Genomic DNA, 17,318 nt, shown 5'->3' with positions numbered 1-17,318 from the left:
GCGCATCAGGCGCTGAAAGTCAGGGTCTTGGGTTCGTCGTGCGCCTGCTTTTGCAGTTGCACCAATTGGGCAATGCCTTTTTCGGCCAGCGCCAGCATGCGGTCCATCTCAACGCGGGTGAAGGCCACACCTTCGGCCGTGCCCTGCACTTCCACAAAATTGCCCGCACCCGTCATGACCACGTTCATGTCTGTGTCGCAGGCCGAGTCTTCGGGGTAGTCCAGGTCCAGCAAGGCGGTGCCGCTTTTCAGGCCGACCGAAATGGCAGCTACACGGTCCAGGATCGGTGATTCGCTCAGTTTGCCAGTCGCCATCAACCAGCTCACCGCATCTTGCGCTGCCACAAATGCGCCCGTGATGCTGGCCGTGCGGGTGCCGCCATCGGCTTGAAGCACATCGCAGTCGAGGTGAATGGTGCGCTCGCCCAGCTTTTTCAGGTCAAACACGGCACGCAGTGAGCGGCCAATCAGTCGCTGGATTTCTTGCGTACGGCCGCTTTGCTTGCCGCGTGCGGCTTCACGGTCGCCCCGGGTGTGGGTGGCACGGGGCAGCATGCCGTATTCGGCGGTGACCCAGCCCTCGCCACTGCCTTTTTTGTGGCCCGGCACTTTTTCTTCGACCGAAGCGGTGCACAGCACACGGGTTTGTCCAAACTCGATCAGCACCGAGCCTTCGGCATGCACGGTGTAGCCGCGGGTGATGTGAACGGCGCGCAAAGCATCGGCGGCACGGCCGGATCGGACATAAGAGACAGTCGAAGTGTTCATGGCGTGTAAAAGTGCGTTGGATGTGTGCAGGAGATCGGGGCAGGCAGAGAGTTTGCGATAATCCACGGTTTGGTGTTCGCACGTGGTGCGCCCCATTTGCAGCGTTTGAGCCGCTTCTTGCCCATAAAGAAGTGCCGCGCTGTCCCAAGGAATTTGACCGATGCCAGTTTACAGTATGACCGGGTACGCCAGCGTGCAGCACAGCCCGCTGCCCACCGACGGCGAGGCACCTGCCAGCGCAGGCCCCACAGCGCGTTTGGGCCTGGAAATCCGCTCGGTCAACAGCCGCTTTCTGGACCTGAGTTTTCGCCTGCCCGAAGAGCTGCGCCAGCTCGAACCCGGCCTGCGCGAGCTGATCACCCGCCAGATCAAACGCGGCAAAGTCGAAGTACGCGCCAGCCAGGACGCCGGTGACGGCGCTGCCCTGCAGGCCCCCAACCACCAAGCCCTGCAAAAAATCGCGGCCCTGCAAGACAAAATTCAAGACTGGCTGCCCGAAGCCCGCGCCTTGAGCGTGGCCGATGTCCTGCGCATGACCGCTGGCAGCTCAGGCCAAGCCGCCCCCGACGAAGCCGCATGGATGCAGCTGGCCACCCAAGCGGTGGATGCCCTGCGCGAAGCCCGCGCCCGCGAAGGTGCCCGCCTGACCGAGATGCTGCAAGGCCACATCACCCAGCTGCGCAGCCTGGCCGATCTGGCCGTGCCGCTGGTGCCGCAATTGGTCGAACAGCAGCGCCACCGCTTTTTGGAGCGCTGGAAAGACGCCATGGCACTGGCCGATGGCAGCCACCTGCCCGAAGCCGCCCAAGACCGCGCCATGACCGAAGCGACCGCTTTTGCCATCCGCATCGACGTGGCCGAGGAGCTGACCCGCCTGCGCTCGCACCTGGACGAACTTTCTCGCCTGTTGGACAAAGGCGGCGACATTGGCAAGCGCCTGGACTTCCTGATTCAGGAGCTGCACCGCGAAGCCAACACGCTGGGCTCCAAATCCGCCGTGCTGGAGATGACCCGCATCTCGGTGGACATGAAGGTGCTGATCGAGCAAATGCGCGAACAAGTCCAGAACATCGAATAAAGAACTGCCCATGGATTACCCCGGAAACCTCTTTGTCGTGGCCGCCCCCAGCGGGGCCGGCAAATCCAGCCTGGTCAAGGCCTTGATGGAGCTGGACTCACGCGTTCAGCCCACGGTATCGCACACCACCCGCCCCCCGCGTGGACAGGAAAAGCATGGCCGCGAGTACTTTTTTGCCTCGGCTCAAGAGTTTGACGCCATGGTGCTGGGCGACGCCTTCGTCGAATGGGCCCATGTGCATGGCCAGCGTTATGGCACCTCCAAAAAGATGATCGAAGACCGCATGGCGCAAGGCGCGGATGTGGTGCTGGAGATCGATTACCAAGGTGGCCTGCAAATCAAGAAGATGTATGCCAACGCGGTGCTGATCTTCATTTTGCCGCCGAGCTGGGAAGAGTTGCGTTCGCGCCTGGAACGCCGAGGCGAAGACACACCTGAGATCATCGAGCTGCGCCTGCAAAATGCCGCCGTCGAGATGGCCCAGGCCAAAGAATTCGACTTCGTTATAATCAACGAAGTATTTGATCGTGCCCTGTTTGACCTCAAAGCGGTTGTTCACGCCCAGCGGCTCAAGTACCACGTCCAGCGCCGAGCACGGCCTGACACCTTCCAAGCGCTCAAAATTGCTTGAATCACGCTCAGAATTTCTCAAGGAAAACCATCATGGCCCGCATCACTGTTGAAGATTGCCTGGAACAGATCCCGAACCGCTTTCAGCTGGTTTTGGCAGCCACTTACCGTGCCCGCATGCTGAGCCAGGGCCACACCCCCCGCATTGAGAGCAAAAACAAGCCCGGCGTGACCGCCTTGCGCGAAATTGCTGCAGGCAAAGTCGGCATCGAAATGCTCAAGCGCGTTTCCTGATCCGCCACCCGCCCGGTACCTGCCGGGTCAGCAAAAGCCCCAGCGATGGGGCTTTTTTTTGTCCACTGAAAATGCCCGCAACGGCTTGCGTTACATTGATGCCATGAGCCCCGCCATGCCCCCTTCTTCCCAAGCTGGTCAGCGTCGCCCCAAAGCGACAGACCCGGCTGCAGCCAATGCGGCAGCGGCCAGCTTCGCGGTGCTGGAGGCCGAGCTCGGTTATCTGAACGAGGCCGACACCGAAATGGTGCGCAGAGCCTACAAATTTGCCGACGAAGCCCACCTGGGGCAAATGCGTAAAAGTGGCGAGCCTTACATCACGCACCCGATTGCCGTGGCCGGTTTGTGCACCGAATGGAAGTTGGACGCCCAAGCCCTGGCCGCCGCCTTGCTGCACGATTCGATGGAAGACTGCGGCGTTACCAAGATCGAGCTGATCGAGCGCTTTGGCTCTCCGGTAGCCGAATTGGTCGATGGCCTGACCAAGCTGGACAAGCTGGAGTTCAATACCCGCGAAGAAAACCAGGCCGAGTCATTTCGCAAAATGCTGCTGGCCATGGCCCGCGATGTGCGCGTCATCCTCATCAAACTGGCCGACCGCACCCACAACATGCGCACCATGTCCGACATGCCGCGCAGCAAGTGGGGCCGCATTGCGTCAGAAACCCTCGAAATTTACGCCCCGATTGCCCACCGCTTGGGCCTGAACCAGATTTACCGCGAACTGCAAGACCTGTCGTTCAAGCACCTGCTGCCTTGGCGCTATGCGGTGCTGACCAAGGCGGTGTCTCGCGCCCGCAACCGTCGCCGCGACCTGATCCAAAAAGTGCAGGCCGATGTGGAGGCCGTTTTTGCCCAGGCCAAGATGGATGTGCGCATCAGTGGCCGCGAAAAAACGCTTTATTCCATCTACAAGAAGATGGATGAAAAACACCTGAGCTTTGCCCAAGTGACCGACATTTACGGTTTTCGGGTCATCGTGCCCTCAGTCATTGATTGCTACACCGCGCTCGGCTGGTTGCACCAGATTTACAAGCCCGTACCCGGCAAGTTCAAAGACCACATCGCCATTGCCAAGGTCAACGGCTACCAGTCGCTGCACACCACGTTGGTGGGGCCATCGGGCGTGAACGTCGAGTTCCAGATGCGCACCGAGGCCATGCACCTGGTGGCCGAGTCGGGTGTGGCGGCGCACTGGCTGTACAAAGAACACGAGTCGGCCAGCGCCCAGTCCGAGCGGCTGGGCACGCAGTGGCTGCAGTCGCTGCTCGACATCCAGACCGAAACGCGTGACGCAGCCGAGTTCTGGGACCACGTCAAGGTCGACCTGTTCCCCGATGCCGTCTATGTGTTCACGCCCAAGAGCCAGATCATGGCCTTGCCGCGCGGTGCCACGGTGGTGGACTTTGCCTACGCCATCCACAGCCGCGTGGGGGACCACGCCATGGCGGCCCGCATCAATGGTGACCAGGTGCCGCTGCGCACCGAGCTGAAAAACGGTGACGTCATCGAAGTGATCACCGCCCCCGTGTCAGCCCCCAACCCGGCTTGGCTGGGTTTTGTGCGCACCGGACGGGCCCGCTCCAAAATTCGCCACCACCTCAAAACCATGGCGCAGACCGAATCGGTCGAACTGGGCGAAAAACTGCTCACCCAGTCGCTGCGCGCAGAAGGCATCGACAAACTCCCGGTGGACGACGATACCCACCAAGCTTTGTGGGAAAAATTGCTGCGTTTCACGGGCAACCGCAACCGGCAAGATCTGCTGATGGACATTGGTCTGGGCAAACGCATCGCCACCATCGTGGCCAAGCGATTGACAGCGCTGCTCTCGGAGCTGGGTCAAAAACCAGACGCCCTGCTGATGACCCGCGAACGCTTCACTGCGCATGAGTCCATATCGCAAGGAGCCATTACCCTGGATGGCAGCGAAAACGCTTCGGTGGTCTATTCACGCTGCTGCCGTCCTTTGCCGGGCGACGACATCGTGGGCTATCTGGGCCGAGGCGAAGGCCTGGCCGTGCACACCCGCGACTGCGCAACGGCACGGAAACTGGAATACAAAGACAAAGAACGCTTCATTGGCGTGGAGTGGTCGGATGAGTTGACGCGCAATTTTGAGACCGCCATCAACGTCACCGTGGTGAATGGCAAAGGTGTCTTGGCCAGGGTGGCGGGCGCATTGGCCAGCGCCGAAACCGACATTGTTCACGTCGACATGGGCCAAGACTCACCACAAGACACAGCCGAGTTGAAGTTCGTGGTGGCCGTGAGAGACACCGCTCATCTGGAGCAGGTGCTGCGCCACCTGAAGCGAACACCGGCCGTGATCCAGGCAGAACGCCAAAGCAACAAAGGCAATTCGGCTACTTGAAGCCAGGCGTCAACCAGTCCTCAAGCGGGCGTGGGGTAGTTGACCTGCAAGACCGCAATGTCCATAACGCCTGCTGGCGTGACCAGTTTGAGTTCATCGCCTTCGCGTGATTTGAGCAAAGTACGTGCAATCGGCGACACCCAGCTGACCTGGCCATGCAGGCTGTCGGCTTCGTCAATCCCCAAAATGGTCAAGGTCCGTTCGGTACCTGTGGCTTCAACATAGGTCACGGTCGCGCCAAAGAAAACCTGATCGCTGCCATGGTGCACCGCAGGGTCCACCACTTCGGCAATCTCCAGGCGCTTGGTCAAAAAGCGGATGCGCCGATCAATCTCCCGCAAGCGTTTTTTGCCATAGATGTAGTCACCGTTTTCAGAGCGATCACCGTTGCTCGCAGCCCAATGCACGATCTCGACCACCTTGGGCCGTTCATCATCGATCAAGGCGAACAGCTCAGCCCTCAGTCGGGCATAGCCCGAAGGGGTCATGTAATTGCGCGCGCCCGAAGGCAATGCGGGCAATCCCAAGTCTTCATCGTCGTCGCCTTCAGATTCTTTGGTGAATGCTTTGCTCATGTCCTGATGCTTGAAAAGGCAAGGTAAGACGCAAGTGCAAGACCGCCGTGTGGTGGCATGTCGTGTTGGCGTTCAGAAATAGAAAAAGCCCACAACTTTCGTTGTGGGCTTTCTAATTTTTGGTGCGGCTGGCAGGAATCGAACCCACGACCCCTTGGTTCGTAGCCAAGTACTCTATCCAGCTGAGCTACAGCCGCATCATGCATTGAATTATAGCAAGCTTTTTTGGCCCATTTGAGCCCGCCTGCAATTTATTGCCAGGAAACGGCTGACATGTCGTTGGCAAAAATGGGTGAGCTGGACCACAGGCCTTTGAGGCCTTTGCGGTAAACCGCCGTGTTGGAGGCGTTGAACAAGAACACGTTCACAGCGTCCTTGGCGATCATGCGCTGCATGTCGCCAAACAGCTGCGTGCGTTCTTTGGCCGTGGTGGCTGCCGAATGCTTGGCGGCCAGATCACGAAAGGCCTTGCTGTCGTAGCCCCAGTAATACTGCGGATTGGCATACGCCATGTAATCGAGCGGCTCGACGTGGTTGATGACCGTGAGGTCAAAGTTACCCTTGAAGGTGCCGCCCAACCATTGGGCCCATTCCACGTTTTCAATTTTGGCGATGATGCCCACCTTGGCCAGTTGGGCCGCGAGAATCTCACCGCCCTTGCGTGCATAAGGCGGCGGGGGCAAGGTCAAGGTCACGTTCAGGGGCGTCTGGACACCGGCTTCCTTGAGCAGGGCTTTGGCTTTTTCGGGGTCATAGGCATAGGTGCCACTCAACTCCACATAACCGGCATCGGTGGGTGCCATGTGGCTGCCAATCGGTTTGGCCAGACCTTCAAACACGCCATCAATGAACGCTTTTTTATCGACTGCATGCGACAAGGCACGGCGCACGCGCACATCGTCAAACGGTTTTTTCCGGTTGTTGATGGTCATGATGCCTTTGCCAGCGGTGCTGCCCATCTCGACCACAAAGCGCTTGTCGGCCTGGAATTGCTTGAGGCTTTGCGGTGACTGGAAACGGGGCATGCCATCGATATCGCCCGCCAACAAAGCGGCCACTTGGGCTGCCGAATCGTTGATGAAACGGAAGGTGACTTTCTTCACCTTGATGGCGCTGGCATCGCGAAAACCATCCCACTTGGACAAGGTCACGGCTGTGCCTTTGGCCCAACTGTCGAGTTTGTAGGGACCGGTACCGATCGGCTTGGTGGCCGCGTTGGCCGCGCTGTCGGGGTGCAGGATGACGGCCGTGTTCTCACCCATGCGGAACAGGAAGTTGCCATCCGGATTGTTCAGCACCAGCACCACGGTGTGCGCATCGGGTGTGGAGATGTGGCTGATGTTGTTGAACACCGCGCCTTTGGCCTTGTTGGTGCTCTTGGCGTCTTTGGCGCGCTCAAAGCTGAACTTGACAGCAGCGGCGTCAAAGTCGGTGCCATCCTGAAACTTCACACCTTTGCGCAGTTTGAAGGTGTAGGCCTTGCCATCGGCGTCCATTTTCCAGCTCTCGGCCAGCAAGGGGCTGATGGAGCCGTCCACATTGATTTTCGTCAGGCCTTCGAGGATGTTGTAGTGCACCACCTCGCCAATGGCCGCAGCAGGGGCCATGGTGGGGTCAAGGCTGGTGGGCTCCAAAATCATGCCCAGAACCACGCTGTCTTTGCGCGATTGAGCCTGCGCCTGCAAAGGGCTCCAGGCCAGGCTGACGGCCAGCAAAGCCACCGAACACAAGCCCGCAGTGCGGCGGGTCATGGGGAATTGAACTTTCATGTCTTCTCCTGCTCCAAAAGTGCGTCCCGTTTCCCGGGTACGGCTGAAATAAGCATCCGGGTGTATGGATGCTCGGCATGCTGAAAAATTTGTGCTGCAGGGCCTTGTTCAACCACTTGGCCCGATTGCAAAACCAGCACATCGTCGCACATGAGGTTGACCACCGCAAGATCGTGACTGACCAGCAAATAGCTCAGGCCATAGCGGTCTTGCAGGTCCATCATCAAATTGAGCACCTGCGCCTGCACAGACACATCCAGCGCACTCACAGGCTCGTCGGCCACGATCAAGGCCGGACGCGTGATCAAGGCCCGTGCGATCGCAATGCGCTGGCGTTGCCCCCCTGAAAACTCATGCGGGTATTTGTCCAGATCTGCGGTTCTAAGGCCCACTTCGCTCAGGGCCTGTGCTGCGCGGTCGCGCAGTTCCGACCTATCTCCTGCGCGGTCGCGTAACGGCGTGCGGCCGTCAGCGGGCCTGGCCAGGGTCTGGATGGGCTCGGTCACGATGCTGAAAACTTTTTGCCGAGGGTCCAGCGAGCCATACGGGTCCTGAAACACCATCTGAAACCCACTGCGCAGACGCCGCAGCTGCGATGTGCTGGCCTGGTGCACATCCACGCCATTGAACAACACCTGACCCTCGGTGGGTTGGTCCAGCGCCATCACCAAACGGGCCAGGGTGGATTTGCCTGAACCCGACTCACCCACAATGCCCAGGCTCTTGCCTGCCTGCAGGCTGAAGCTCACATCGGACAAGGCCTGCAAACTGTTCGCGGGTCCCCACATGGCAGAACGCGGCATGACAAAACGCCGCCCCAATTGCCGTACATCCAACAGGGGTGGTGTGATCGATGGTTGAGGCTTCATCAAGGCAGCCTCCAGCGCGGGCAACTCACCGCATGGGGTTCATCCGAGGGGCTTTGCAACGCCATGGTTTCGGGTTGAGGTGGCGTGTGGCGGCATTCGTCTACCGCCCAAGCGCAGCGGTCGGCAAACGCACAACCCGCAGGGAAATCCATCAACTCGGGCACGCTGCCGGGAATCGTGGTCAAACGGGTCCCCCGGGCCAAGCCCAAACGCGGTCGGGCCGCAAACAGACCTCGGGTGTACGGATGCGCCCGATGGGCAAACAACTCGGGCGTGGCCGCGCTTTCCACCACCGAGCCGCCATACATCACCATCACGCGGTCCACCTGGTCTTGCATCAGGCCCAAGTCGTGGCTGATCAGCAGCAGGCCCATGCCATCTTCGTTGACCAATTGCTTGATCAGCGCCAGCACCTCTTTTTGCACCGTCACATCGAGCGCAGTGGTGGGCTCATCGGCGATCAGCAAGTCGGGGCTGCAGGCCAGTGCGATCGAGATCATGACGCGTTGGCGCTGTCCGCCCGACAGCTGGTGCGGGTAAGCGTCCAGCCGCTCACGCGCACGGGGCAACTGCACCCGCTCCAGCAGCTCGAGTGCACGCGCCTTGGCCTGCTTCACCCCCATGTGCTGGTGCAATCGCAGAGGTTCTGCAATTTGCTTCCAGATCGGATGCAGCGGGTTGAGCGCCGTCATTGGCTCCTGAAAAATCATGGCCATGCGCGCACCACGCAACTGGCACAGCTGGGGTTCGGGCATGCCCACCAATTCCTGGCCTTGCAACAGAATCGATCCACTGACCTGTGCACGTTCGGGCAGCAAGCCCATCAGCGCCAAAGCCGTGAGCGATTTACCGCAACCGCTTTCACCGATCAACCCGACCGTCTGGCCGCGCTCCATGCGCAAAGACACGCCACGCAAAGCCTGCGCCCACCCACGCGCAGTGGGCAACGTGACCCGCAAATCGGCCACTTGCAACAAGGGGGGCGGGGTCGGCATTTCAGTCATGTGGGTTCACCGTTGCCGTGCCAGACGCGGGTCAAGCACATCGCGCAAGCCGTCACCCAACAGGTTCAAGCCCAGCACCGCCAATGCAATCGCAGCGCCCGGATACACCGCCAGCAAGGGCGCCTGAAACATCTGGGATTGCGCCTCGTTGAGCATACGGCCCCAGCTGGGCTGCGGCGGTTGCGTGCCCAACCCGAGATAAGACAAGGCCGCCTCGGCCAGGATCGCAATGGCAAACTGGATCGTTGCCTGCACGATCAACACACTCACGATGTTGGGCAACACATGCGCCACAGTGATGTTCACCGGGCCTTTGCCTGCCGCCCGCGCTGCGGCCGTGAAGTCACGCGTCCAAACTGCGTTGGCGGCGCCCCGCGTGATGCGCGCGAACACCGGAATGTTGAAAATGCCAATGGCCGCAATGCTGACCACCAGACCCGGCCCATAAATGGCGGTCAGCATGATGGCCGACAGCAAAGCCGGAAAAGCAAAGGTGAAGTCCGAGGCCCGCATGATGACTTCTTCGACCCAGCCCCGCCGGGCCGATGCCAGCAAGCCCAAAGGCACACCCACCCCCAGGCCAATGCCGACCGCGATGAAGCCCACCAGCAAGGAATTTTGGCTGCCCACCAACAGCAAAGAACCGATGTCGCGCCCCAAGCTGTCGGTGCCCAACCAATGGGCCGCACTTGGGGAGGCCAGCTTGTTGGGAATGTCAATGTCAGCGACGGGATAAGGCGACCAGAACAGCGAAAGAACAGCGCAGAGCACCAGCAACAACACCATGGCCCCGCCAGCCACAAAGCTCGGGTGCCGCAGCGCTCGGCGCAAAGCGTGGTTTTTATCCTGCATGGCCGACCTTCAAGCGTGGATCAATCCAGGCATACAACACGTCAATCAAGAAGTTGATCAGGATCACCAAGGCCGCCAGCAACATCACCACATCGCGCACCACAATCAAATCGCGGTTGGCTATGGCCTGAAAGATCAGCCGCCCGATGCCCGGCAACACAAACACGTTCTCAATCACGATGGCGCTGGTGATCAGGTTGCCAAACTGCAGGCCCATCACCGTCAGCACCGGGATCATGGCGTTGCGCAGCACATGCCGCCACAGCACCTGCCGCCGCGACAAGCCTTTAGCCCTTGCAGTACGCACAAAATCTTCACGCAAAGTGTCGAGCACCGCTGAGCGGGTCACCCGCGTCAAGATGGCCGTTTGCACGGCCGCCAGCGCCATGGCTGGCAAGAGCAAGGCCTTGATGCCCTCTCCTAGGCCGCCGCCAGCTTCTTCGGTCCAGCCGGGGAAACCGCCCGCACTCACCCACTCCAAGTGCACCGCAAACAGCAAGATCAGCAAGATGGCCAGCCAGAAATTGGGCAAGGCCAGGCCCAGCTGACTGAGTGTCATGACGCCCACATCACCCGCTTTGTTTTGCTGTGATGCTGCATAAATGCCCAACGCCAGCGCCAGCGCGACCGTCAAGCCCATGGCCATCACGGCCAGCGGAAAAGTGACCTGCATTCGCTCGGCCATCAACTGTGCTGTGGGGGTGTCGTAAGAAATGCTCAGGCCAGTCCGGCCTTGCAACAGGCCTCCCACCCAATTCAGATAACGGTTGCTGGCAGGCTGGTTCAGACCCAGCTTGTCTTCCATCGCGGCAATCGACTCTGCCGTGGCCGTCTCCCCCAAAATCACTTGGGCGGCGTTGCCCGGCAAAAGCTCGAGCACGGCAAACACCACCACCGAGGTGGCCAGCAAGGTCAAAATAAAGCTCAGCAGCCTTCTCAGGACGAACAGGGGCACACGCTATCCTCAGGCCAACGAGCAACAATGAAGAAGGTTTTAAATGACATCCGAAATGATTGTAAACACAGCCCAGGGCTCGATCGTCGATGTTCCCGGTTTGCAAGTCGGTCACTTCACGCTCAGCGAACGGTTGACCGGTTGCTCTGTCGTGCTGGCACCTGAAGGCGCGGTGGGCGCCGTGGATGTGCGGGGTGCCGCACCTGGCACACGCGAGACCGATTTGCTGGACCCAGCCAACCTGGTGGACAAAGTGCATGCCGTGCTGTTGAGTGGCGGCAGCGCTTTTGGTCTGGATGCAGCCAGTGGCGTGTTGCGCTGGCTGGAGGAACACAACATCGGATTCGAGACAGGCTACGGCCGGGTGCCCATCGTGCCAGCCGCCGTGTTGTTTGACTTGCCCGTGGTCCGGCCAGGCGAAAACCCCAAGGCCCGCCCCGGGCCTGATGCCGGTTATGCCGCATGCGAAGCGGCCACCCGCCAGATGCCGGATGCAGGCAACGTAGGCGCAGGCGCAGGCGCCTGTGTGGGCAAACTGTTTGGGCTTGACCGTTGCATGAAAGGCGGCATCGGCAATGCCAGTGTGCGTGTGGGCCCTTGGGTGGTGGGTGCTTTGGTCGCTTGCAATGCCGTGGGCGATGTCATCGATCCCGCTACAGGACAAGTATTGGCAGGTGCGCGCACGCCCGACGGCCAACAACTGCTCGACACCCAACGCGCATTTCTGAACGGCGAACGCGGCAACCGCCCACTGCCCGGCACCAACACCACCATCGGTGTGGTCGCCACCAACGCCACGTTGACCAAAGCCCAAGCCAAACGCTTGGCCATGAGCGCGCACGATGGCTTGGCGCGCAGCATCCGGCCCGCGCACACCACACTGGATGGCGACACCTTGTTTGCGTTGGCCACGGGCAGCGAAACCCGTCCGGCTGACCTGATGTTGCTGACCATGATGGCCGCTCAAGCCACGGCACTGGCGACGGTCGATGCCGTCCAGCACGCACGCGCAATCGACACCCACTCAGGACACATCCCGGCCATGAACAGCCTCTGAGACAAGCGCTGAAGATGTTCCCAATGGTCACCCGCCGGGCCATGAACACTTGCGTGATAGCGAGCAATCGGCTCACCTACACCTCGACAAAACACCAAAAACAACAACTAATAAAGATAAAGTAGACAAAAATTTATGTAAATTGTTAAAATTAACAGTTGCAGGCCTGCTCCTTGGCCTCATTTTGCGTTTCAGCGCTAAAAAAAATGACCATGGAAACAGAATCAGGCAGCGCCCACCCGGTCGAACCGCCACTGAAGCGTTCAGATAACTTTTTCATCCTGTTCATGATTTGCATGGTGTGCATCGTGACGTGGGTGGGTTATCTGTCTTACCAAAAAGGTCAGCTGGAAGAAACAACCAAACGCAACGGGGAAGCCTGGCTGCAATGGTTGAGCGAAGCAGCCACTCACCGCCATGAAGCGGGTTTTCAACCTGAGGCCTGCGCTGCGCAACTGCCCCCCACGTCACAGCGTTGGCAAAACTGCTACCAAAGCCTCACGGCTGCAGATGGTCCATTGGGCCCACAGCGCAACCCGTTTTCAAGCCACCAGGTGCAGCGCGCGGTCAAATGTGACTCACAAGACCGTCAACTAGCGGGCTCGTTGGTGTTTGAAAAAATCACCCCAACCCCGCCTGGCTCGGCCATCCCCACCCTCATGACGGCATTGCTGGACAGCGACAGCATCGGCGAAAAAATACAAATCAGGATCTCGGTCTGTGACAGTGGCTCCAACCCGATTCGCATCGGTGAGCTGGAATTCTGAGGACATTGAAGATGGACACCCAAGCAAAGTTCAGTTTCACAGCCAATGACTCAGCGGGCATGATTTCGCGTGATTTGCCAATGCGCAGATGGCTTTTTCTGTGGCTGCTGTGCCCACACCAAAAGGGCAACCACCACAAAATGATTGACCGCTGGATCAGCCTCCTGATTCTGGCCAATTTAGCCGCCTTGGTGACGGAACACATCCCCGCGATTTACACACCTTATGCCACTTGGTTTCACGCCTTCGATGTGTTTTCGGTCGCCGTCTTCACCCTTGAATATTTGCTTCGGCTGTACCTGGCCCCCGAGGACGCAGAGTTTCAGACCGCTCACCGGCCAAGGCTGCGTTATGTGCTCAGTCCGTTTGCGCTGATCGACCTGATCGCCGTGGTGCCGTTTTACTTGCAGGCCTTCATCCCGCTCGACTTGCGTGCGCTGCGGCTGCTTCGTCTGCTGCGGATTCTCAAGCTCTTTCGGGTCCTGGTTCCTGCATGCCATGAATTCATGGAAGCCAATCGAGGCCGAACCTTCAGGCAAAAGGTCCATGCCTTGGTGTTTCCAAGCGCGTTCGGAGGCACGCTGCACCATATCTTTGACAACTTCATTGTCATCTGGGTGATCGTCTCTGTCATTGCCGTGATTTTGGAATCCGTGCACAGCATCCAATACCTTTTGAACCTGGAATTCATCATTCTTGACGCGATAGCGGTCGGCATTTTCACACTGGAATATTGCCTGCGTCTGTACAGCTGCGTCGAAAATCCGGGCATGCAACAAGCACTGAGTGGACGCTTCAAACAAGCCAAAACCACCAGCTCCATCATCGACTTCCTGGCCATCCTGCCTTTCTTTCTCGAAGTCTTTCTGCACCACTTGCTGGATTTGCGATTCCTTCGGGTTTTCCGGTTGTTGCGGCTGCTCAAACTCACCCGTTACACAGGTGCCACCACCACACTCACGCGAGTGATCTCCAGAGAATGGCCTGTGTTGGCTGCGTCGGCCTTCATCATGCTGTTGCTGGTAATCATGACGGCCAGCTTGGGCTATCTGTTTGAACACGAAGCCCAACCCGACAAGTTTGAAAACATTCCCCAATCGATTTATTGGGCCGTGATCACGCTGGCATCCGTCGGCTATGGCGATATTTCCCCCATCACACCCATGGGCCGTGTGATGACCATCATTTTGGCGTTGCTGGGCATCGGCATTTTTGCCATTCCTGCCGCCTTGTTGTCTTCTGCCTTTACCGACCAGCTCAGGATCGAACGGGAAACCCTGAAAAATGAACTGTATGAAATGCTGGCAGACGGGGTGCTGGACGAGGCCGAGACTGAAAAAATCATGGCCGAAGCCAAGCGCCTTCACCTGAGCGAAGAAGAAGTCAACCGACTGATCGTCAAGGCAAGGCGGGAAAGGGAACTCAAGGAAGACGTATCGGTGCTGCCGCTGCACAAAATCGCAGCCACCTCAGAACATGCCATTGAGCACTACAAAGTCCTGATCTCTCAAATTCGGCAACTGGGTGTCATGACCGATGCCGCAAAGTTTGCATCGGTCGCTCGCGATAAAAAACGACTCACGCCAGATGAATGGGCGCTGTGGAAGCAGATCCAGGGAGATGAGCCTATCAAGCCATGATGCACTCAAAGTTTGCAGCTTGAACCGAGACAAGAACGCACACTGACTCACACCTTAAAGCGAACGAAAGCCTATGAAAAAGTCACTCGGTTTGTTGATTTTCCTTATCGCAAATTTCGCAAACGCCCAATTCATCGAGCACGAAGATCGAGATAAACGCTACCCAATACCGAGTTCGTTTGTTCGAGGCACGACTAACCAAGTTGGAATGTTCACGCACATGGCTGAAATAACGCCAACTTGCAAAGTTGCTAAGTCATCTGCACCAGCGCCTTTGCCGCGTGCCCCACGTGACTTATCGAACACGAAATACGAGTTAATTTTCAATTACACATTGAAAGAACATCTCAAAAAGAACAACGTAATGGGACTGACGTTTGTGAGAGACGGTAAAGTTATTGATCAGCATTACCAGAACGAACGCCGAGCTGATGACTTATTTGCATCCTTTTCAGCTGGCAAGTCAATAACCAGCATCTTAATAGGCATCGCACTCGATGAAGGATTGATAACAAGTCTTGATGACCCAGTTTCAAAATACACAAATCGAATAAATCAATCCAGCTACAGTAAGATAAAAATTCGTTCGCTACTTCGGATGGCCTCCGGCATACCATTTACTGAACCGAATACGGCTAGAGGAGATGCATCTGAATTTGACGAATCACTGCGTAACAATTTAAATTCCAGCGTGCCAAAAGCACTTAACAAATGGCAACGCACTAGCTTCAGCGAAGGAAAGAAATTCAACTACGCCAGCATTGAGACTGCTGTGCTGGCCGAAGTTATCCGCGGTGCAACTGGTAAAAGTGTTTGTCAATATACGCAGGAAAAACTTTGGGGGCCTATCGGTGCGGAATCAGACGCCTATTGGGAAACAGACAGTGAAGGAAATGTTTTAGGCCATTCAGGATTCAATGCCACTCAAGTTGACTATGCAAAAGTTGCTGTCATGCTTGCCAACATGGGAGAAATTTACGGTAGGCGTTTGCTATCTGCTGAGTATATTGATCAAGCTACCAATGTGGAGAGACAACCCGAGGGATTTAAGTACGACCAAGCAGACAAGTTATCAGGATATGGCTACCAATTCTGGCTACAAAAAACTACCGGTCGTTACGCCATGGTTGGATCATATGGCCAATATGTATTCGTTGATCGCGACTCAAAATCTGTACTTGTCGTTCACACCGCAGACCCTGTACGTGTCAATGGAATGAGAACGCTAAGAACAAGGCGGCTTTTCGATAGCCTGATTGCAGCAACCAATCCACAATAATATTTAGCAATTAATTTATGACAGTAAGAAAATTAATCTTCTTGCTATTTACGTTCGTTGCAAATCTATCTCACGCTCAATTTATTGAGCACGAAGATCGCGATAAACGTTATTTGGTACCAAAATCTCCAGATGTGACGACACCGCACAAGGTTGGATTGTTTACACACATGGCGGAAGTGGGCCCCTCGTGTAAAGTATCCAAATCTTCCTCACCCGTACCGCTACAACGTGTATCTCGGGATTTATCTGCTGTCAAATACGATGCAGTGCTTAGTTACACATTGAAGGAGCACATAGACAAAAACAACGTTATGGCCTTGATGGTGGTCCGAGATGGCAAGATCATCGATCAACACCATAGCCACGAACGACGTGATACCGACCTTTTTACCTCTTTCTCAGTGGCAAAGTCAATGATCAGCATCATGATTGGCATCGCACTGGATGAAGGTTTAATTAAGAACTTAGATGATCCAGCATCCCGCTACACAAATCGTATAGGTGATTCAATCTATTCAAAAACATCAATTCGCTCATTGTTGAGAATGTCGTCGGGTGTGTCATTTAATGAGACTTACACGGGAAAAAATGACATCTACCATTTTGACCAAGCAATGCGTTTCAACTCCAATTCGAGTGTGCTGAAAGTCTTGAGTGATGTGCAGCGTTCAAGTTCAAATGAAGGTAAAAAGTTCAACTACGCCAGCATTGAAACTACGGTGCTCGCTGAGGTATTGAGGGGCGCTACTGGTAAAAGTGTTTGTCAGTTTATGCAAGAAAAATTGTGGGACCCCATCGGTGCCGAGTTCGATGCTTGGTGGACAACTGACAGTCTCGGCAATGAATTAGGTTACGCATTCTTTAATGCAACACAATTTGACTATGCAAAGGTCGCCGTGATGATGGCCAATGAAGGTGTTATCAATGGCAAGCGCATTATTTCAGCCGAGTATATTGACCAAGCAACCAACGTGGAAAGGCAACCAGAAGGCTTTAAATTTAACCAAGCTCAAATGGCAACAGGCTATGGTTATCAGTTTTGGTTGCGTGAAAAACCGGGCCGGTACTTTATGCAAGGTACATATGGTCAATATATTGGAATTGACAGGGACTCCAAAACTGCCTTGATTATCAACTCTGCAGATAACAATGAAACCAACTCTATTCGATCACTGCGAACGTATCGATTATTAAATGCTGTGATTAACAATTTAAATTCACCTACCAAGTAGTCTTGTAGCATTTTTTTGTATTGGCGCCGATATGGTTTTACCTCAAACAGGGCTCATTATTACGCTAAAAATTCAGGTGCCACAGTCTGTAAACTCTTATAAACGAAAAAGACCACCTGATTAAAAGTAGTCTAAATTGTTTACCTGAACGGTAGGGCGTCACAGAATTAAACCGCCGGCCAAATTATTATGATTTTTTTTAAATTTAATATATTTATTAAAATAAAAAGATT

At 56.4% G+C, this 17,318-nt stretch carries 16 protein-coding genes and 1 tRNA gene; 9 read left to right on the top strand and 8 right to left on the bottom strand.

Annotation, left to right across the window (positions count from 1 at the left end; translation table 11 throughout):
• Positions 1 to 5 precede the first annotated feature (5 nt).
• A complete protein-coding gene (rph, locus tag B9Z33_RS06690; RefSeq protein ID WP_108286275.1) occupies positions 6 to 767 on the bottom strand; it encodes a ribonuclease PH in 762 nt (253 codons plus the stop codon).
• A 175-nt stretch (positions 768 to 942) separates the two neighbouring features.
• On the opposite strand from rph, the gene B9Z33_RS06685 reads away from it, so the two are divergent.
• The 4 genes from B9Z33_RS06685 (at position 943) to B9Z33_RS06670 (ending at position 5,083) form a co-directional block, all read left to right on the top strand.
• Positions 943 to 1,845, top strand: a complete 903-nt coding sequence (locus B9Z33_RS06685; protein ID WP_108286274.1) for a YicC/YloC family endoribonuclease — start codon at positions 943 to 945, stop codon at positions 1,843 to 1,845.
• A gap of 10 nt (positions 1,846 to 1,855) precedes the next feature.
• Positions 1,856 to 2,476: a guanylate kinase gene (gene gmk, locus B9Z33_RS06680; protein ID WP_108286273.1), complete on the top strand. Its 621-nt coding sequence runs from the start codon at positions 1,856 to 1,858 to the stop codon at positions 2,474 to 2,476.
• 32 nt (positions 2,477 to 2,508) lie between these two features.
• Positions 2,509 to 2,709, top strand: coding sequence for a DNA-directed RNA polymerase subunit omega (gene rpoZ, locus B9Z33_RS06675; RefSeq protein ID WP_062402588.1), 201 nt, complete (start codon positions 2,509 to 2,511; stop codon positions 2,707 to 2,709).
• A gap of 115 nt (positions 2,710 to 2,824) precedes the next feature.
• A complete protein-coding gene (locus B9Z33_RS06670) occupies positions 2,825 to 5,083 on the top strand; it encodes a bifunctional (p)ppGpp synthetase/guanosine-3',5'-bis(diphosphate) 3'-pyrophosphohydrolase (protein WP_233252758.1) in 2,259 nt (752 codons plus the stop codon).
• 20 nt (positions 5,084 to 5,103) lie between these two features.
• Here the strand turns inward: B9Z33_RS06670 and greB are convergent, their stop codons facing one another.
• The 7 genes from greB to B9Z33_RS06635 all read right to left on the bottom strand — a co-directional run bounded on the left by greB (position 5,104) and on the right by B9Z33_RS06635 (position 11,107).
• Positions 5,104 to 5,658 carry a transcription elongation factor GreB gene (gene greB / locus B9Z33_RS06665; protein WP_108286272.1) on the bottom strand — a complete coding sequence of 185 codons (555 nt, stop codon included), beginning with the start codon at positions 5,656 to 5,658 and terminating at the stop codon, positions 5,104 to 5,106.
• Between the two features lie 120 nt (positions 5,659 to 5,778).
• Positions 5,779 to 5,855: transfer RNA gene (locus B9Z33_RS06660), tRNA-Arg, on the bottom strand.
• Between the two features lie 54 nt (positions 5,856 to 5,909).
• Positions 5,910 to 7,427: an ABC transporter substrate-binding protein gene (locus tag B9Z33_RS06655; RefSeq protein WP_233252757.1), complete on the bottom strand. Its 1,518-nt coding sequence runs from the start codon at positions 7,425 to 7,427 to the stop codon at positions 5,910 to 5,912.
• Entirely contained in the window at positions 7,424 to 8,296 is an 873-nt protein-coding gene (locus B9Z33_RS06650; protein WP_108287023.1) for an ATP-binding cassette domain-containing protein, read from the bottom strand. Before B9Z33_RS06650 ends, B9Z33_RS06655 begins: the two co-directional genes overlap by 4 nt.
• Positions 8,296 to 9,291: an ABC transporter ATP-binding protein gene (locus B9Z33_RS06645; protein ID WP_369916560.1), complete on the bottom strand. Its 996-nt coding sequence runs from the start codon at positions 9,289 to 9,291 to the stop codon at positions 8,296 to 8,298. The genes B9Z33_RS06650 and B9Z33_RS06645 overlap by 1 nt, the downstream gene beginning before the upstream one ends.
• A gap of 15 nt (positions 9,292 to 9,306) precedes the next feature.
• On the bottom strand, positions 9,307 to 10,152 hold the full coding sequence (locus B9Z33_RS06640) for an ABC transporter permease (protein ID WP_108286270.1): 846 nt from the start codon (positions 10,150 to 10,152) through the stop codon (positions 9,307 to 9,309).
• Positions 10,142 to 11,107, bottom strand: a complete 966-nt coding sequence (locus tag B9Z33_RS06635) for an ABC transporter permease (RefSeq protein WP_108286269.1) — start codon at positions 11,105 to 11,107, stop codon at positions 10,142 to 10,144. The genes B9Z33_RS06640 and B9Z33_RS06635 overlap by 11 nt, the downstream gene beginning before the upstream one ends.
• Before the next feature lie 55 nt (positions 11,108 to 11,162).
• Between B9Z33_RS06635 and B9Z33_RS06630 the strand changes: the two genes are divergently transcribed.
• The 5 genes from B9Z33_RS06630 to B9Z33_RS06610 all read left to right on the top strand — a co-directional run bounded on the left by B9Z33_RS06630 (position 11,163) and on the right by B9Z33_RS06610 (position 17,085).
• Entirely contained in the window at positions 11,163 to 12,164 is a 1,002-nt protein-coding gene (locus tag B9Z33_RS06630; protein ID WP_233252756.1) for a P1 family peptidase, read from the top strand.
• A gap of 212 nt (positions 12,165 to 12,376) precedes the next feature.
• Positions 12,377 to 12,931: a hypothetical protein gene (locus tag B9Z33_RS06625; protein ID WP_146183835.1), complete on the top strand. Its 555-nt coding sequence runs from the start codon at positions 12,377 to 12,379 to the stop codon at positions 12,929 to 12,931.
• Between the two features lie 140 nt (positions 12,932 to 13,071).
• Positions 13,072 to 14,571 (top strand): potassium channel family protein, encoded by a 1,500-nt coding sequence (locus B9Z33_RS06620; RefSeq protein ID WP_158270189.1) that lies wholly within the window; start codon positions 13,072 to 13,074, stop codon positions 14,569 to 14,571.
• A 73-nt stretch (positions 14,572 to 14,644) separates the two neighbouring features.
• Complete coding sequence (locus B9Z33_RS06615; RefSeq protein ID WP_108286265.1) at positions 14,645 to 15,850, top strand: serine hydrolase; 1,206 nt, start codon at positions 14,645 to 14,647, stop codon at positions 15,848 to 15,850.
• Between the two features lie 17 nt (positions 15,851 to 15,867).
• On the top strand, positions 15,868 to 17,085 hold the full coding sequence (locus tag B9Z33_RS06610) for a serine hydrolase (protein ID WP_108286264.1): 1,218 nt from the start codon (positions 15,868 to 15,870) through the stop codon (positions 17,083 to 17,085).
• Positions 17,086 to 17,318 lie beyond the last annotated feature (233 nt).

Origin of the sequence: Limnohabitans sp. T6-20, assembly GCF_003063505.1 — a bacterium.
Taxonomy (GTDB): domain Bacteria; phylum Pseudomonadota; class Gammaproteobacteria; order Burkholderiales; family Burkholderiaceae_C; genus Limnohabitans_A.
This window is presented reverse-complemented; position numbering and strand designations above follow the sequence as displayed.

Coding starts and splice junctions, on each gene's coding strand:
- rph (WP_108286275.1), bottom strand. CDS start 767: ATGAACACTTCGACTGTCTCTTATGTCCGATCCGGCCGTGCCGCCGAT.
- B9Z33_RS06685 (WP_108286274.1), top strand. CDS start 943: ATGACCGGGTACGCCAGCGTGCAGCACAGCCCGCTGCCCACCGACGGC.
- gmk (WP_108286273.1), top strand. CDS start 1,856: ATGGATTACCCCGGAAACCTCTTTGTCGTGGCCGCCCCCAGCGGGGCC.
- rpoZ (WP_062402588.1), top strand. CDS start 2,509: ATGGCCCGCATCACTGTTGAAGATTGCCTGGAACAGATCCCGAACCGC.
- B9Z33_RS06670 (WP_233252758.1), top strand. CDS start 2,825: ATGCCCCCTTCTTCCCAAGCTGGTCAGCGTCGCCCCAAAGCGACAGAC.
- greB (WP_108286272.1), bottom strand. CDS start 5,658: ATGAGCAAAGCATTCACCAAAGAATCTGAAGGCGACGACGATGAAGAC.
- B9Z33_RS06655 (WP_233252757.1), bottom strand. CDS start 7,427: ATGAAAGTTCAATTCCCCATGACCCGCCGCACTGCGGGCTTGTGTTCG.
- B9Z33_RS06650 (WP_108287023.1), bottom strand. CDS start 8,296: ATGAAGCCTCAACCATCGATCACACCACCCCTGTTGGATGTACGGCAA.
- B9Z33_RS06645 (WP_369916560.1), bottom strand. CDS start 9,291: ATGCCGACCCCGCCCCCCTTGTTGCAAGTGGCCGATTTGCGGGTCACG.
- B9Z33_RS06640 (WP_108286270.1), bottom strand. CDS start 10,152: ATGCAGGATAAAAACCACGCTTTGCGCCGAGCGCTGCGGCACCCGAGC.
- B9Z33_RS06630 (WP_233252756.1), top strand. CDS start 11,163: ATGATTGTAAACACAGCCCAGGGCTCGATCGTCGATGTTCCCGGTTTG.
- B9Z33_RS06625 (WP_146183835.1), top strand. CDS start 12,377: ATGGAAACAGAATCAGGCAGCGCCCACCCGGTCGAACCGCCACTGAAG.
- B9Z33_RS06620 (WP_158270189.1), top strand. CDS start 13,072: ATGATTGACCGCTGGATCAGCCTCCTGATTCTGGCCAATTTAGCCGCC.
- B9Z33_RS06615 (WP_108286265.1), top strand. CDS start 14,645: ATGAAAAAGTCACTCGGTTTGTTGATTTTCCTTATCGCAAATTTCGCA.
- B9Z33_RS06610 (WP_108286264.1), top strand. CDS start 15,868: ATGACAGTAAGAAAATTAATCTTCTTGCTATTTACGTTCGTTGCAAAT.